The 14,989-nt window shown below is 73.1% G+C and carries 19 protein-coding genes; 7 read left to right on the top strand and 12 right to left on the bottom strand.

Annotated features, from left to right (window positions below):
- Nucleotides 1-180 carry a MerR family DNA-binding transcriptional regulator gene (locus tag AB0G59_RS09235; RefSeq protein ID WP_360909597.1) on the top strand — a complete coding sequence of 60 codons (180 nt, stop codon included), beginning with the start codon at nt 1-3 and terminating at the stop codon, nt 178-180.
- On the opposite strand, the gene AB0G59_RS09230 is transcribed toward AB0G59_RS09235, so the two are convergent.
- From AB0G59_RS09230 to AB0G59_RS09215, 4 genes are all read right to left on the bottom strand, one after another.
- Nucleotides 161-1,252: a hypothetical protein gene (locus AB0G59_RS09230; RefSeq protein ID WP_360909594.1), complete on the bottom strand. Its 1,092-nt coding sequence runs from the start codon at nt 1,250-1,252 to the stop codon at nt 161-163. The genes AB0G59_RS09235 and AB0G59_RS09230 overlap by 20 nt on opposite strands.
- A 343-nt stretch (nt 1,253-1,595) precedes the next feature.
- Nucleotides 1,596-1,901 carry a DUF6255 family natural product biosynthesis protein gene (locus AB0G59_RS09225; protein WP_360909592.1) on the bottom strand — a complete coding sequence of 102 codons (306 nt, stop codon included), beginning with the start codon at nt 1,899-1,901 and terminating at the stop codon, nt 1,596-1,598.
- Entirely contained in the window at nt 1,898-2,179 is a 282-nt protein-coding gene (locus AB0G59_RS09220) for a hypothetical protein (RefSeq protein ID WP_360909590.1), read from the bottom strand. Before AB0G59_RS09220 ends, AB0G59_RS09225 begins: the two co-directional genes overlap by 4 nt.
- 108 nt (nt 2,180-2,287) lie before the next feature.
- Complete coding sequence (locus tag AB0G59_RS09215; RefSeq protein ID WP_360909588.1) at nt 2,288-3,493, bottom strand: helix-turn-helix transcriptional regulator; 1,206 nt, start codon at nt 3,491-3,493, stop codon at nt 2,288-2,290.
- Between the two features lie 115 nt (nt 3,494-3,608).
- On the opposite strand from AB0G59_RS09215, the gene AB0G59_RS09210 reads away from it, so the two are divergent.
- The 5 genes from AB0G59_RS09210 (at nt 3,609) to AB0G59_RS09190 (ending at nt 5,881) form a co-directional block, all read left to right on the top strand.
- Nucleotides 3,609-4,010, top strand: coding sequence for an AraC family transcriptional regulator (locus tag AB0G59_RS09210; RefSeq protein WP_360909586.1), 402 nt, complete (start codon nt 3,609-3,611; stop codon nt 4,008-4,010).
- A gap of 55 nt (nt 4,011-4,065) precedes the next feature.
- Nucleotides 4,066-4,476 (top strand): VOC family protein, encoded by a 411-nt coding sequence (locus AB0G59_RS09205; RefSeq protein WP_360909584.1) that lies wholly within the window; start codon nt 4,066-4,068, stop codon nt 4,474-4,476.
- A gap of 28 nt (nt 4,477-4,504) precedes the next feature.
- A complete protein-coding gene (locus AB0G59_RS09200; RefSeq protein WP_360909582.1) occupies nt 4,505-4,654 on the top strand; it encodes a hypothetical protein in 150 nt (49 codons plus the stop codon).
- Nucleotides 4,655-4,737: 83 nt separating this feature from the next.
- The gene (locus tag AB0G59_RS09195; RefSeq protein ID WP_360909580.1) at nt 4,738-5,253 is read left to right on the top strand and encodes an N-acetyltransferase; all 516 of its coding nucleotides are present in this window, start codon (nt 4,738-4,740) and stop codon (nt 5,251-5,253) included.
- Between the two features lie 181 nt (nt 5,254-5,434).
- Complete coding sequence (locus AB0G59_RS09190) at nt 5,435-5,881, top strand: hypothetical protein (RefSeq protein ID WP_360909578.1); 447 nt, start codon at nt 5,435-5,437, stop codon at nt 5,879-5,881.
- Nucleotides 5,882-5,903: 22 nt separating this feature from the next.
- Here AB0G59_RS09190 and AB0G59_RS09185 read toward each other — a convergent pair whose 3' ends face one another.
- From AB0G59_RS09185 to AB0G59_RS09155, 7 genes are all read right to left on the bottom strand, one after another.
- Nucleotides 5,904-7,250 (bottom strand): choice-of-anchor A family protein, encoded by a 1,347-nt coding sequence (locus tag AB0G59_RS09185; protein WP_360909576.1) that lies wholly within the window; start codon nt 7,248-7,250, stop codon nt 5,904-5,906.
- Between the two features lie 90 nt (nt 7,251-7,340).
- Nucleotides 7,341-8,198 carry a fumarylacetoacetate hydrolase family protein gene (locus AB0G59_RS09180; RefSeq protein WP_071963594.1) on the bottom strand — a complete coding sequence of 286 codons (858 nt, stop codon included), beginning with the start codon at nt 8,196-8,198 and terminating at the stop codon, nt 7,341-7,343.
- Nucleotides 8,199-8,325: 127 nt separating this feature from the next.
- Nucleotides 8,326-9,105: a YidC/Oxa1 family membrane protein insertase gene (locus AB0G59_RS09175; protein WP_360909574.1), complete on the bottom strand. Its 780-nt coding sequence runs from the start codon at nt 9,103-9,105 to the stop codon at nt 8,326-8,328.
- Nucleotides 9,106-9,246: 141 nt separating this feature from the next.
- Nucleotides 9,247-9,552, bottom strand: a complete 306-nt coding sequence (locus AB0G59_RS09170) for a DUF6412 domain-containing protein (RefSeq protein WP_071963632.1) — start codon at nt 9,550-9,552, stop codon at nt 9,247-9,249.
- Nucleotides 9,553-9,606: 54 nt separating this feature from the next.
- Nucleotides 9,607-11,133, bottom strand: coding sequence for a sodium:solute symporter family protein (locus AB0G59_RS09165; RefSeq protein ID WP_360909572.1), 1,527 nt, complete (start codon nt 11,131-11,133; stop codon nt 9,607-9,609).
- The gene (locus AB0G59_RS09160) at nt 11,130-11,330 is read right to left on the bottom strand and encodes a DUF3311 domain-containing protein (protein WP_360909570.1); all 201 of its coding nucleotides are present in this window, start codon (nt 11,328-11,330) and stop codon (nt 11,130-11,132) included. The genes AB0G59_RS09165 and AB0G59_RS09160 overlap by 4 nt, the downstream gene beginning before the upstream one ends.
- 59 nt (nt 11,331-11,389) lie before the next feature.
- Nucleotides 11,390-12,670: a DUF445 domain-containing protein gene (locus tag AB0G59_RS09155; protein WP_360909568.1), complete on the bottom strand. Its 1,281-nt coding sequence runs from the start codon at nt 12,668-12,670 to the stop codon at nt 11,390-11,392.
- 263 nt (nt 12,671-12,933) lie between these two features.
- Here AB0G59_RS09155 and AB0G59_RS09150 point away from each other — a divergent pair, with 263 nt between their 5' ends.
- A complete protein-coding gene (locus tag AB0G59_RS09150; RefSeq protein ID WP_360909566.1) occupies nt 12,934-14,259 on the top strand; it encodes an SGNH/GDSL hydrolase family protein in 1,326 nt (441 codons plus the stop codon).
- A 31-nt stretch (nt 14,260-14,290) separates the two neighbouring features.
- Here the strand turns inward: AB0G59_RS09150 and AB0G59_RS09145 are convergent, their stop codons facing one another.
- Entirely contained in the window at nt 14,291-14,977 is a 687-nt protein-coding gene (locus tag AB0G59_RS09145) for a DUF1707 domain-containing protein (RefSeq protein WP_360909564.1), read from the bottom strand.
- Nucleotides 14,978-14,989 lie beyond the last annotated feature (12 nt).

Below are 14,989 nucleotides of genomic sequence, written 5' to 3'. Positions count from 1 at the left end.
ATGCTCGAACCTCACATTGGTGTGAGGGTCAAGGCGGGACGCCGTGAGGTGGGGCACGCACGCATCGGGGAGCTGGCCGAACGCACCGGCACACCACGCCGGTTGCTGCGCTACTACGAGGAGCAGCGGCTGCTCGTAGCCGGGCGTTCAGCCGTACACCTCACCAGGCGACGAGAATGAGCCCGTCTCCTCCCTTGGCGCCCGGTTTGCCGGCGTAGCCACGCGTGCCGTTCTCAGGCGAGCTGCTGCTGACGCCGCCGTTACCACCTGAGCTGATGGACAGTACCGTGCCCAAGAAATCCCTTTTGCCTCCGCTTCCGCCCGCCCCGCCGTCGCCCACTGTCGCCGGCAGGGTGAAGGTGGTGCCGTCGGGAAGCTTCACGCGGGTGGTGGGTGGACGGCGTCCGGCGCCACCGTCTCCTCCGCCCCCGGTCGGGGTACCGCTCCTCCTGCCCTTCGGTACGGCTGCGCCGTCCTGCCCCAGGCCGCCCTTGTCCCCGTCCTTGCCGGCGTGTTGGACACGGCATTCGCCGCTCTTGGCGCCTTTCCCTCCGGCACCGCCCGCCGTGCGGTTCTTCACGGCACGGCCGGCGGAAGCGCCCTTTTCGCTTCCTCCGGGGCCACCGTGCCCGCCACGTCCCCCGCTTCCTCCGGAGCCACCGGGCACGGTCAGATAGGGGGTGTAGTACCCGGAGCCGTACGCGTAGGTGTAGTAGGAGACCAGGCTGTTGTTGCCTTCGGTCCCGTTGCCGCCCGTGCTGCCGTCCTTGCCTCGACTGCCGTCCGTTCCCAGACCGTTGGTGCCGCTTCCGCCGCCGGCGCCGCCCGCGCCCCCGGTCCCGCCCGTGCCGGCGCGAGCCGGGTCGAGGCGCATCTGGGCCGGCCACAGGTCGCAGTGGACGAAGGCGCCGGATCCGCCCCCGCCGCCACCCGCACCGCCGCCTCCACCGGCGCCCCCGCCGCCGTTTTCCGAGGAGTCCACACCAGTGCCGCTGACCAGCCCCCTTCCTTCGCCGCCCCCGCCGCCTCCGGCGCCCCCGGCACCGCCCCCGCCGCCCCCGGGCGCCCAGATGTAGACATGGACCCGCTTCACGCCGGCAGGCGGCCGCCACTCCTTCGACGCGCTGGCGGGCGTGAACACCTGGTACCTGACCGCGGGGGCGGATTCGGCGGGGACGGTCAGGTACCCGGTCACCAGACACGCCCCCGACAGGGCCAGTGCCCCCTTGGCCAACAGCCTCGTCCGCTCCATCCGTTGCTCCTCCCGCCCTTGTCAGGGCCTTCGTGCGCTGTGGTCACGCTCGCGGTTGCCGATGCCTGTTTCGTGGCTGTCGACGGAATGCGCCGGGTCACCACGAACGGGGCCTGTGGCCGGACGGGCCGCCGTCAGCCGTCTGATGCTCTGGCGAACGCAGTCCCCGTCGCCGGTGGCGACGGGGACTGGCCGGTAACTCCGGTCCACGATGGGCACCGGGAATCTCTCCTGCCGGGCGATCACCGACACCTAAGGTGGCAGGGGCACAGCAGCGCCCGAGGGCGCGTACGGAACATCGCGCTCCGCGAGGAAGAGGGGGATGGGTGGAGACCGACGCAGGTCACCATCGGCCGCTCGCACACCCTGCAGGTGTCGCGCTGCGTGGAATCCTCCGACCGTCCGTCGCTGGCCACGATGCAGTGGCCATGGCTGCCGCCGCGTTGCGGTCCGCTGCGCGGCGGGCGGTGGGTGACGGGGTGACCGCGGCGGGCAGCCCGGAGGGGCGGATGGCGGCGTAGTCGTCGAAGCGCCGGGTGCCGCAGCGGTCGCAGCGCGACTCGCCGCCGGTGCGGGTCCATCCCACGAGGTGGGGGCAGTTGCTCACGAGCCGCCCGGTGGCGCGGGCGGTGGCGGTACGGCGGCTCATCGGGCACGCCCGCTCGGCAGCAGGTGCGCGTCGCGGAAGTGCCGCCGCACGGCGATCGTGGCGTCGTCGGCCTCACCGGTGTCACCCCCGGCCACGGCCTCCCGCCGCGCCGCCTCCAGCTGCGCGCACTCCCCGCACCCGACGGGCGAGCGGGCCGCGCTGCCGCGCAGGCCTGCGACGTCCCGCCCTTTGCCGCTGCGCTCGTTGACCTCGCGCACTTTCGCCCGGAGCTCCGTATCGCGCTTCTGCGGGGCGAAGGGTTCGTCGGCGCTGTGCATGGCTGCTCCCGGAGTTCGGCGTTGATCGCCTGAACACCATGCGGCCTGCCGTATCCCCGGGCCAGGGACGTGGCGTGCGAGTCGCCGGGGCGACTGGGACAGGGCGTCCTAGTCCTCGAGCTCCAGCCGGAGGGCCAGGTCCTTGATGGGCGAGGTGCGGCGCAGCTCCCGCCCCCGCAGCTCGGCCACGAGATGGCGGGAGGAGCCGTGGTAGCGCATCCACTCCGGCGCCGTCCGTTCCGCCGCCAGGAGGGCGCGGGTGGCGTCGCCGTCGCGGTTCATCTCCGCGTAGGCCTGGGCGCGGTCGAGGTAGTGCCGCGCGAGCCAGGTGGGCGGCAGGCCCGACAGGCCGGGGATGCGTGCGGCGTGGGTCAGGGCCTTGTCCGGCTTGCCCATGTCCACGTAGGCGTTCACCGTGGCGACGCCGGCGTTCGTCGGGCCGAACGGGGTCGCGTAGTCGAGGCGGTCGGTGCCGATGCGGGCCGCCGCGGCGGAGGCGAGGGACAGCAGCTCCTCCGCCGTGTCGCCGCGGTCCGCCCGCACCGCGGCCGTCGCGCCGCGGAGCAGCAGGATGCCCCAGAGCGCGAGGTCCAGGGGAGCGGACCGGAAGCCCGGCTCGATGCGTTCCGCCATCCGCACGGCCACGCGCTCGGCGTCGGCGACGCGGCCCTGCTTGCAGAAGATCCACGACAGGGTGGAGATGCCGATGGCCTCCAGGTGCGGGTCGTCGGAACGCGCCGCGGCGTCCATGGACCGCTCCAGGGCGGTGTAGGCCGCGTCCTCCTTGCCGAAGGCGGTCAGAGTCGTGGCCGCGACCTGATACGCCTCGGCGAGCACGGCGTACGCGGCCGAACGGTCCTCGCCCGTGAAGTGGCGCACCGCGGCGCGGCCGTCGGCGAGCAGCGTGGGAAGCAGGGCCGTGATCTTCGTCAGCTCGCCCCGGCGGCGCACGCCCTCGGTGGTGCGGATGCTGCTGCGCAGCTGCCCGACCGTGGGCGGCGGGGTGTCGTCCTCCTCCCCGAGGCCGGGGAAGCCTGACAACGGGGTCACCGCCTGTCGCAGCGCGAGGATGCTGGGCGGCTCGGCGCCGGCGGACGACTCCAGCACGGCGGGCGGTCCGAGGAGGGCGGACGTCTCGATGTCCAGGGCGCGGGCCAGGCTGTTGAGCGTGGCCATGCGCGCCGTGAAGCGCTGGTTCTGCTCCAGCTTGCGCACCGTGTCCACGCTGAGCCGGGCCTTCTCGGCCAGCCCTTCCTGGGTCAGTCCGCGCCGCACGCGCAGTTCGGCCAGCCGGTCTCCGAGGGTCGCCGCCACCGCCATGTCCCTGCCTGTCGGGAGAGTTGAACAGCCTCGACCCACAGTACGCCCGGCACGGGACGCGGACCGGCCCCTCATGGACCGGTCACCGGCAGAGCCGAACCGTGGTGTGATGGGCGCCGTGAGCCGCGCCGTGGAAGAGACCAACCGCCGCATGCTGCGGGCCCGGGACGCGATGGACCGTGCCTACGCGCAGCCGCTGGACGTCCCGGCCCTGGCCCGGATCGCCCATGTGTCCCCGGCGCACTTCGCGCGGACCTTCCGGGCCACATTCGGCGAGACACCGCACCGCTACCTCCAGCGCCGCCGCGTCGAGCGGGCGATGTTCCTGCTGCGGGAGACCGACCGCAGTGTGACGGACATCTGCTTCGAGGTCGGCTTCGGCAGCCCCGGCACCTTCAGCCGCACGTTCCGCGACATCGTCGGCCGGTCACCGAGGGCGTACCGCAAGGACGCGGCGCCCGTGGGCGTACCGACGTGCTTCACGATGGCTTGGACGCGGCCCAGCGCCTGACGACTGAGCAGTTTTGGATAAGTTTCCGGCCGGCCCGCCCCGTAGCGTGATGCACATGTTCAACGCCATCACGCAATCGCAGATATACGTCCTCGACCAGGACGAGGCCCTCGACTTCTACGTCGGCAAGCTCGGTCTGGAGGTCGGCGCCGACGTCGACATGGGCTTCATGCGCTGGCTGACCGTCAGCGTGCCCGGCCACCCGGAGCGCCAGATCCTGCTGGAGAAGCCGGGCGCTCCGGCGATGTCCGAGGAGACGGCGCGGCAGGTCCGCGAGCTGGTGACCAAGGGGGCGATGGGCGGCTGGCTGATCTTCACCACGGACGACTGCCGCAAGACGTACGAGACGCTGCTGGGCCGGGGCGTCGAGTTCACCGAGGAGCCCACCGAGCGCCCGTACGGCATCGACTGCGGCCTCCGTGACCCCTTCGGCAACCGCATCCGCTTCACCCAGCCGAGGGGCTGAGGGGCCTGAGGGCGTCCCCGAAAACGGGATGAACGATCCGGGGGCCCTGGGCTACCGTGTGGGGGTCGTGTGGATCCGGAACGAGAACGAAGGGCAGGCGGGGCTGATGACCGCGCTCAAGGCCGTCGCCGCAGCTCGTGCCGCCCTCATCGGCCTCGTGCCGCGGGCGAAGGCCTGACCCGGCCACCCGCCTCGCCCCGAGCGTGAGCTCGCGAGGTGGTTCCCACACGCACCCACCATGAAACGGACGGTCATCCCGTCATGCGTACACCTCACACCTGGATCACCCGCGCCGAGACCGGCGCCGACGTCCCCGTCATCCGTGAGATCACCCTCGCGGCCTTCGAGACGCCTCTGGAGGCCGACCTCGTCGACGCGCTGCGCGCCGACTCCTCGTGGATCGAGGGCCTGTCCGTCGTCTCCACCGACGAGGACGGCACGGTCGTCGGGCACGCGCTGCTGACCCGCTGCCACATCGGCGAGACCCCGGCCCTGTGCCTGGCTCCCGTCTCCGTACGGCCCGAGCACCAGAAGAGCGGCGCCGGATCGGCGGCCATCCGGGCGGCTCTGGAGGCCGCCAAGGACAGGGGCGAGCGGTACGTCACCGTCCTCGGGCACCCGGCGTACTATCCGCGGTTCGGCTTCGGCCGGGCCTCGGCGTCCGGCATCGGGGTGAGCTTCGACGTTCCGGACGAGGCCCTGATGGCCCTGGCCCTGGACGAGGCGCACCCGCTGCCGAGCGGCATCGTCCGCTACGCGGCTCCCTTCGGGATCTAGCCGCAGGGGCGGCGGCCGGTCACTGCCCGACCGCCGCCCCGGGCCCGTCGGCACCGTGTTCGCGGGGTGGGTCGGCCGATACGGCCGATCGGAGCAATCGCGCGCGCCGTCCGGCGGGGCACGCCTTTTCCTGTGGCTACCGGGTTCGAGCCCGGTGGTCACGTCAGATGAAGGGGCTCCTGTGAGTGCGATACGTTTCTCCGCCGCCGTCGCGGCGGGGCTTGCCGCGGTGCTGTTCGGCGCCGGCGGCGTCCACGCGGTGCCGGGCGACGGCCCTTCGGCCGTAGCGCCCTGTTCCCTCGTGGAGAAGGAAGGGATCGACAGCCACAACTGCGTTCAGAGCGCCCCGTCGGACGGCGGCAAGGGGAAGGCCTTCACGGGCTACGAGGTGGTCGTCAAGTCCAACCTCCTGGTCGCCGCCCACGACAACGCCCAGGCCATCGTGGACTGCCCGGCCGGCAAGAAGGTGCTCGGCGGCGGGTTCTTCGGCTTCATCCCCGAGGTGCGGACCTTCAGGTCGTTCCCCCAGGGTGCGGCCTTCACGGCGTGGGTCGTGGTCGTCCAGAACGACTCGAACGTCACCAGCGCCTTCGACGCCTACGCGATCTGCGCGAAGGTCGACTGCTGACCGGGCGGGCACCCGGCTCCCCTCACTCCCAGTCCGGTCGCCGCTGCCGGTGCAGGACCAGCAGGGCCAGTCCCGCGCCGGCGGTCATGAGGGAGGCCCCGATGATCATCTCGGTGCTCATCGGCGGGCCGCCCCGGGCCAGCTCGTGGCCGTCGCCGGTGACCGGGGCGCCGGGGGAGGGGGCGATCGCCGGGGCGCCGCCCCAGCCGTCCGGCACGGGGACGTCGAGAAAGTCGTCGTCGGGGTCCGCGGCCCCGGCCTCGGGCGAGGGGCCCGTGCCGCAGTCGGGGAGGCGGCCGGTGAAGGGGTAGGCGTGGAGGGTCTGGCCGGTGGCGCCCGCGGAGGACTCGTGGACGAGGGAACCGGCGGTGAACAGGCGTCCGTTGACACCCGGCAGGCTCACGTGGGTGAGGCCGGCGCGGCGGCCGATCAGGACGGAGCCGTCGAGCTGGCCGGTGCCGGCCAGCTGGACCTCCTTGGCGTCGGGAAAGTTCCACAGCAGCCGGTCCCGCCGCACGCCCACGATCCGGGCGGTGGAGGTGTTGAGGGTGTGCACGTCGTTGCCGGGGCCGGCGAGGTTGACGAGCACGGTCGCGTCGGCGGGGATGCGCTGGAAGGTCAGGTTCTGCGGTCCGCCGCCGGGGGCGGTGAGGTCGAAGGGGACGCTGAAGACCTGGAGGGCGGAGGAGCCGTCGCCGGTGAAGACGGTGGCGGGGCCCTGGTTGACGGCGGTGCCCGTGGGCTTGCGGGTGACGCCCTTGTCGTAGGCGTAGCAGGTGCTGGCGGAGGTCAGTTCCTCGCGCAGGCCCTGGTCGGCGGAGACGGCGGAGACGTCGTGGGCCGCCTTCGGGCTCACCGTGCCGGGGCCCGGGTGGTTGCCGGCGTAGGTCACGCTGCCGCTGACGGGCCCCTCCTCGGCCACCAGCCGCTGGCCGGCCGCGAGCTTGAGGTCGCCGCCCACGCGCAGGAACGCCGATCCGTTGTCCGGGGGCACACGGGAGCCGAGGCCGACGACCCCCACGTTGTAGGCGGGGGGCGTCCCGGCGGCCTTGGCCAGGTCGAAGCTGCCGAGGACGACGACCCGGCCCTCGGCCCCGGCGGCCGCCTGGCGCACGGCGTAGTCGCCGCCGACGAAGACGTTGACGCCGTTGTCCCGGCCGGCGAGCTGACCGCTGTTCGGGTCGGGGTACGAGCGCGGGCACGTACCCGGCACGCACGGGCCCGGTCCGGCCGGCTCCGCTTCGCCGCGGTCCAGGTTCGGCGCGGTGAACGCGCCGGCCAGCAGCGTGCCCCCGATGGCGGCCAGTGTGGCCAGGACGGTGGCCGCCGGACGGGACACCCGGCGGCGCCTGCACCCGTTCTGAGACATGTCGGACAATATGCCTAAGCCCGGGGGAGGAACCCGGCAGCACACGCGCTCCTCCCCCGGACGGCCCACGGCGGGCGTGGGCCGGTCGGGTCAGGCGTCCTTCAGCAGCTGCCTCTGCCGTCCCAGCCCGTCGATCTCCAGCTCCACCACGTCGCCCGCCCGCAGGTACGGCTTGGGCTCGGGCCGCCCGACCGCCACTCCCGCCGGCGTGCCGGTGTTGATGACGTCGCCCGGGTACAGGGTCATGAACTGGCTGACGTAGCGCACGAGGTGGGCGACCGGGAAGATCTGCCGCGCCGTGCTCGAATCCTGCATCAGCTCGCCGTTGACCCACAGCCGCAGGCCCAGGGCCTGGGGGTCGGGGATCTCGTCGGCGGTCACCAGCCACGGCCCGAGCGGGTTGAACGTCTCGCAGTTCTTGCCCTTGTCCCACTGCCCGCCGCGCTCGTTCTGGAACGCGCGCTCGGAGACGTCGTGCGCCACCGCGTAGCCCGCCACCGCGGCCAGCGCCTCCTGGTCCGTGCGCAGATAGCGGGCCGTGCGCCCGATGACGACGGCCAGCTCGACCTCCCAGTCGGTCTTCTCACTGCCGCGCGGCACGAGCACCGTGTCGTCCGGGCCGACGACCGTGTCGGGCGCCTTCAGGAACACCACCGGCTCGGCGGGCGTGCGCACCCCGGCGGCGGCCACCAGGTCGTGGTAGTTCACCCCGATGCCCACGATCTTGCCGATCCGGGCGAGCGGCGGGCCGATCCGCAGCCCCGTCGCGTCCAGGGCGGGCAGGATGCGGGCCCCGACCGCCGCCCGGATCCGCGACAGCGCGGACTCGTCGGCCAGCAGTGCCCCGTCCACGTCCGGCACGAGCGCCGACAGATCGCGCAGCGTCCCGTCCTCGTCCAGCAGCGCCGGGCGCTCCGCACCGGCGGGCCCGACTCGCAGCAGTCTCATCGCTCCAACTCCCGAAGTCTCCAGTCGGCCCCGGATGATCGTCCAAGAACGGAGGGTCTCTCCGCAAGACCCGTTTCGGTCTGCGGACCCCCGGGTGGCAAAAGACCGCCCCTCGGCCCGGCCCGGGCTACCCCTTGGCCCGTGCCGTGGACTTCGCCTTCTGCCCCGCCTCCGCCGGAGTGCGCAGCGGCTGCAGGTACGCCCGCTCCACCGCCGACCACGTCGTGGTCGTCACCAGGTACAGGCCCGCCGCCAGCGGCACCACGGCGGCGGTGACCAGCGTGCCGAAGGAGAGCAGCGGCATCACCTTCGCCATCGCGGCCATGCCCGGCACCGGGGTGTCCCCCGCGTCCGGCAGCGGCAGCGCCGCCGCGGCCTTGCGGTTGCGCACGTACGTCCAGGTGGCGACGGCGGCCACCAGCGCGAACAGGCCCAGGTACACCAGCCCGTGCGGCCCCACGAGCCCGCCGTCGCCCAGCGCGTCCGCCCAACGGTCGCCCAACGGCGCGCCCAGCAGCGTGTGCTCCAGCAGATTCCCCCCGTCGTCGCCGCTCGAGAACAGGTGGTACATCACGTAGAAGACCGGCAGCTGGGCCAGCATCGGCAGACAGCCCGCCAGCGGCGACGAGCCGGCCTTCACGTACATTTCGGCCGCCTCCCGCTGCAGCCGCTCGGGGTTCTTCGCGTGCTTGCGCTTGAGCTCGGCCAGGCGCGGCGCGAGCTCGGCGCGCGTCCGCTCGCCCCGGGCCGCCGACCGGCTGAGGGGATGCAGCGCGAGCCGCACCAGGCAGGTGAACACCACGATCGCGGCGGCGGTCGACGAGGCGCCGAAGACCACGTCGAGCCCGTCCGCGAGGTGGGTGAGCAGGGAACCGAGCGAGGTGAACAGGGGCGAGAAAAGGGACATGGTGGGTGAGCCCTCCACGGGTCTCGTCGTGCCGAAGGAAGCGAGAAGCAGGGAATTCGGCGTGACGAGCCGCGCGGGCGGCGCGGCCCTGGGGAGAAGCCCACACGGGGGCAACCCCGGGAATCAGGGAAGCGGGAGCGCCTACGCGGCCGTCGGGACGAGACGACCGGGCGCTCGGGGCCGGCGACGGCCTTGGGCGTCGGGATCGCGCTGGGCCAGGAAGGCCGTGCGCAGCTCCCGGTCCCGTATCGCGGTGCGTATTCGGGTCGGCGTCAGAGGGCCGGCCGTACGCGCGGCGGCGACCGCGCACAGCAGCAGGGCGGCCGTGGCCGCGACGGCGGCGGTCGCGGCGAAGGCGACGGCGCTCAGCAAGCTGTTCTGCGCGAGCAGCAGTTCGCAGAGCAGGAGAAGGAGCACGCTCATGTACGTACGGACGATGTGCCGCATCATGCCCCTCCCCTCTGCCCGTTGAATCTATCCGTTCAATCGTTCGTACCGATGTTAGACCGAACCACTGACAGCGGTCTTCCCCGGGGCCGTCTCCGGCCCCGGATCCGCCGCCAGCACCTCCTCGTCGGGGCGCGTGTCCGCCGGCTTCGGCCCCCACCACGACACCGCCACGGCCACCGCCACGTTCACGGCCAGCGCCAGCGCGCCCGCGTTCACCCCCCACACCGGATCGCGCTCGGTGAAGACCAGGGCGCACACCAGCGCACCGCCCGCCACCAGCCCGCTCACCGCGCCCCACAGCGTCAGCCGCCGCCACACCAGCCCCAGCAGGATCATCGGTACGAGCTGCGCCATGCCCTCGTACGAGATGAGCGACAGCCGCACCAGCGTGTTCGGCTCGGTGTACGTCAGCACCAGCGCCAGCGCGCCGGACACCACGACCACGACCTGCGCCGCCGCCTTCTGCCGGTCCGGCCGCCCGGCCAGCGCCGGCACCGCCCCCAGCACGCTCCTGCCCCACATCGTGCCGATGACCAGCATGAACACCGCCATCGGCACGATCGACGAGAGCGCCGCCGCCACCCCGATCACCCCGACCGCCCAGGCCGGCAGCGAGTCGACGACCAGCTTGAACAGCGCCAGGTTCGACCCGGCCCCCGTCAGCCCAGGCACCACGAAGAGCGCCGCCAGGCCCAGCAGCATCGGCACGAACAGCAGCACGTTGTAGAACGGCAGCAGCATCGCGTTGCGCCGCAGCGCATCGGCGTTGCGCGCGCTCAGATAGCCCGCCACGGTCGTCGGGAAGATGACGACCGTCAGGGAGTTGAGGAAGCTGGTCGTGACGAACCAGGTGCCGCCCAGCCCGCTGCCGCCGTGTCCGGTGAACGTCAGCCAGTCCGGCTTCTCCGCCACGATCCGGTCCAGGAACGGCCCGTAGCCGTCGAAGTAGTGCACCGGAACGTAGATCGCCAGGAAGCCCAGCGTGGCGATGACCAGCACGTCCTTGAGCACCGACACCCACGCGCTGCCGCGCAGCCCGCTCACCACCACGAAGCCCGTCGTCACCGCGAAGGCGATGAAGTAGGCCCAGTTCAGGCTGATCGCCCCGTACGAGATCGTCGAGACGACGACCCCCATCCCCGTGATCTGCAGCTGGATGTACGGCAGCAGGCACACCGTCGCCAGGACGGCCACCACCGCGCCGAGCCACGGCCTGTCGTAGCGGTGCGCCACCATGTCCGTGATGTTCACCAGGCCGTGGCGCCGGGCGTACGCCCAGAGCATCGGGCCGACGACGTAGCCGATGGCGTAGCCGCAGGAGAGGTACGCGATGACGTACAGCACGGGCGCGCCGTGGTTGTAGCCCCAGCCGGCCGCGCCCAGGTAGCTGAAGCTGGTGTAGCCCTCGCCGGCCATCAGCACCCAGATGAAGACCGTGCCGAGGCTGCGGCCGCCCACGGACCACTCCGCGAGCCCGCCGCCCGCCCCCCGGCCGCGTACGGCCAGCAGGCCCAGGGCGACGGTGAGGACCATGAAGCCGCCGAAGATCGCCGACGCGACGGCGGCGTCGGCGCTCATACCCGGCCCCGCTTGCGGTCGCCCCGCCAGGCGAGGAAGACGGCCGCCGGGGTGAGGAGGGTGGCCAGCAGGAGCCAGAAGAAGAGGAAGGGCAGGCCGAGGACGGTGGGGTGGACACGGTCGGCGAGGGGCAGCGCCGCCAGGTAGAGCACGTAGGGGGCGAGGAGCCACAGCAGGGTGGGACGTTTCTTCAACACGGCGTCGACCCTAGGTCGTGACCGCCGGTTCGCTCCCCGCCCCCGCGCCGGCGGGGGCCCTACGCCCCCAGCAGCCTCGACGCCGAGTAGATCAGCAGGCCCGCCAGCGCGCCCACCACCGTGCCGTTGATGCGGATGAACTGCAGGTCCCGGCCGATGTGCGCCTCGATCTTGCGGGAGGTCTGCTCGGCGTCCCAGCCGGCCACCGTGTCCGTGATCAGGGACGTGATCTCGTCCCGATAGGTCGTCACCACATAGACGGCCGCGTCCTCCAGCCAGCCGTCGACCTTCGACCGCAGGCGCTCGTCGGCCGTCATCCGCGCGCCCAGCGAGAGGATCGAGACCCGCGCGCGAAGCCGCAGCTCGCTGCGCTCGTCCTCCGCCGCGGCCACGATCATCGCGCGGACCGAGGACCACGCCGAGACGATGATGTCCTGGACCTCGCCACGGCCCAGCACCTCCGCCTTGAGCCGCTCGACGCGCGCCCGCGTGTCGTCGTCGGTCTGCAGGTCCTGCGCGAAGTCGGCGAGGAAGCGGTCGACGGCGCCCCGGGCCGGGTGGTCGGGCATGTCGCGCATCTCGGTCACGAAGCGCAGCAGTTCCTTGTAGACGCGCTCGCCGACCTTGCGGTCGACGAAGCGGGGCGTCCAGCCGGGGGCGCCGCCCGTGACCGCGGCCATCACCGAGTCGCTGTGCAGGACGAGCCAGTCGTGGGCCCGCACGCACATCAGGTCCACCACCTTGCGGTGGCCGCCGTCGGCGACGACCTTCTCCAGCATCGTGCCGATGCCGGGCGCGACCTCGGCGGCCTCCGCCCGGCGGGTGATGGCCTCGCCGACGACGGCCTGGACGTCGGAGTCGCGCAGCACCCTCAGCGCACCGCGCAGCGCCGTGGCCAGCTCGGCGGTCACCCGGTCGGCGTGGGCCGGTTCGGCGAGCCAGAGCGCGAGGCGGGAGCCGATGCCGACCGCACGCAGCCGCAGCCGCACCACGTCGCCGGAGAGGAAGTTCTCGCCCACGAAGTCGCCCAGGCTCTGGCCGAGCTGGTCCTTCTTGGTGGGGATGATGGCCGTGTGCGGGATCGGCAGGCCCATCGGGCGCCGGAAGAGCGCGGTGACGGCGAACCAGTCGGCGAGCGCACCCACCATGCCCGCCTCCGCCGCGGCCGCCACATAGCCGGCCCAGCCGCCCGAGCCCGAGGTCTGCGCCCACTTGGCGAGGGCGTAGACGGCCGCGACCGCGAGCAGCAGCCCGGTCGCCAGCGCCTTCATCCGGCGCACTCCGCGCCGCTTCTCCTCGTCCGCCGCGCTGTAGGTGAATCCACCGGTCCGGGCGGGCATCACCCCATCGGCGGCAATCGCCTCGCCACCAGCGGCAGGCGGCTCCTGTCCATGGGAGCGTTTCATCCACACCACCACCCGTTCCGGCTGTCCTCACGTGCATTGTCCCTACCCGACCGACTCGGGGAACGGCCGAAGAGTTCCCCGCGTCTGACAAGTCGCCCATGACATGTCACGAGCACGCGCTGCGAGGCTCTCGTCCTCCCGGCCCGCCAGGCCACCCGGAGCGGTACGCTCCGCCATTCCCCAGGAGACATCCGCCCATGAACAGGCCACCTCTGTCACGCGGTGCGGCATACGCCGTGCTCGCCGCACTGGCAGCCGTGGTGACCGCTGTCACGGCGGTCATATGCGTCGGGGCCGGCGGCCACGGCGGCCGGCCCGGGAGCAGGCCGCACGAGACGCCCGGCTCCGCCGCGCCCGCGGCCTCCGGCAGCTGGGCGGGCGCCTGGTCCACCTCTCCGGCGGCGGCCGAGCCGAACACCGCCCGGGGTTACGCCGGACGGTCCATCCGCAACGTCGTACGCACCACCCTGGCCGGCACCAGGGCCCGCATCCACCTCTCCAACCTCTTCGGCGACAGGCCCCTGACCATCGGCCACGCCTCGCTCGCCGTCGCCGCCGGCCCCACCGGTCCCGCCGCCGCGCCCGGCAGCATGCGGGCGCTGACGTTCGGCGGCCGGCCCGCGGTGACGATCCCCGCCGGCCGGGCGGCCGTCAGCGACCCGGTCCGGCTGACGGTCGACCACGGTGCGGACCTGCTGGTCACCACGTACTCCCCCACGCCCTCCGGGCCGGTCACCTACCACCCGCACGCCCGCCAGGTCTCCTACCTCGCACAGGGCGACCGGACCGAGAACCGCGACGGCAACGCCTACACCGCCCGGACCCCGTACTGGCGCTACGTCACCGGCGTCGACGTCTGGAGCACGGAGGCGCAGGGCTCAGTCGTGGTCGTCGGCGACTCCATCACCGACGGCGTCTCCTCCACCGTGGGCGCCAACCACCGCTGGACCGACTTCCTCGCCCGCCGGCTGCGCGAGGAGCCGGGCGCCCCGCGCTACGGCGTCCTCAACCAGGGCATCAGCGGCAACCGCGTCCTGCTGGGCGGCGTGGGCGCCAACCCCCGGAACAACCCCAGCGGCCTGGAGCGCTTCGACCGCGACGTGCTCTCGCGCACGGGCGTACGGGCCGTCGTGGTCGAGCTCGGCGTGAACGACATCATGCGCCGCCCCCGGCAGACCGACCCGGCCCGGATCACGGCGGGGCTGCGGGAGCTGGTCGCCCGGGCGCACGCGCGCGGGCTGCGGGTGATCGGCGCGACGCTGGCGCCGTTCGGCGGGCGCACGGGCCTCGGGCGGGAGCAGGAGCTGGTGCGGCAGGGCGTGAACGCCGAGATCCGGCAGGGCGACGTCTTCGACGAGGTCGTCGACTTCGACCGGGCGCTGCGCGACCCGGCGAACCCCCTGCGGCTGCTGCCCGCGTACGACTGCGGCGACCACCTCCACCCCAGCGACGCCGGCTACCGGGCGATGGCGAACGCCCTGGACCTCGACGCGCTACGGGGCCGCGCGGCGGCGGAGCTCTGAGCCCGGCGGTGACGCGGGCCGGCAGAAACGATCAGTCCAGCTCCTTGCGGCCGCCGCGGCGCTCCTCCCGGTTCAGCCGACGCTCCTCGCGCCGCTCCTCCCGCAGCCGCTTGCGCTCGGCCTTCGTCTGCTTGCGCTCGACGCCCACGCCGCCCCAGAAGGCGACGCCGGTGATGCGCACCCGGGGCGAGCCCGGCGAGCCCGGGCCGGTGGCCTTGTCGTCGAAGCCGCCCATGATGCCGATGCCGCCGACCTCCACCTCGAGGTCCGGCGGGACGAGGACCTGCATCCCGCTCATGACGGCGATGCAGCGCACGACCACCTCGCGGTCCTCGAAGCGGGCCTCGCGCAGGTCGATCTGACCGCCGCCCCAGAAGGTGAAGGCCGTGAACACGCGGGGCACCGTCCAGGCGCCGCGGCGCTGGAAGCCGCCCATGACGCCGACGGCGCCCTTGGACGTCGGCCGGCCGCCGATCCGCCCCTCCCAGCCGCCGTCGCCCACGACCGGGGCCGCGGGGGCGGCCGCCCGGGCCGGCACCGGCAGGTCCCGTACGAGCGGCTCCAGCTCGGCGTGCGTACGGGCCTTGTACGCGGCCTCCAGGCGCTCCCCGAACTCCTCCATGTCCAGCCGCCCCTCGGCGGCGGCCTCGCGCAGCGCCTCGGCAATCCGCTCGCGCTCCGCGTCGGAGGCTCGCATCTCAGGAAGTTCGCTCATCATGGCGAACAGCCT

The sequence above is a fragment of the Streptomyces sp. NPDC021096 genome, assembly GCF_040641275.1.
Lineage (GTDB): Bacteria > Actinomycetota > Actinomycetes > Streptomycetales > Streptomycetaceae > Streptomyces.
The sequence above is the reverse complement of the archived record's forward strand: the minus strand, read 5'-3'. Positions and strand labels throughout refer to the sequence as shown.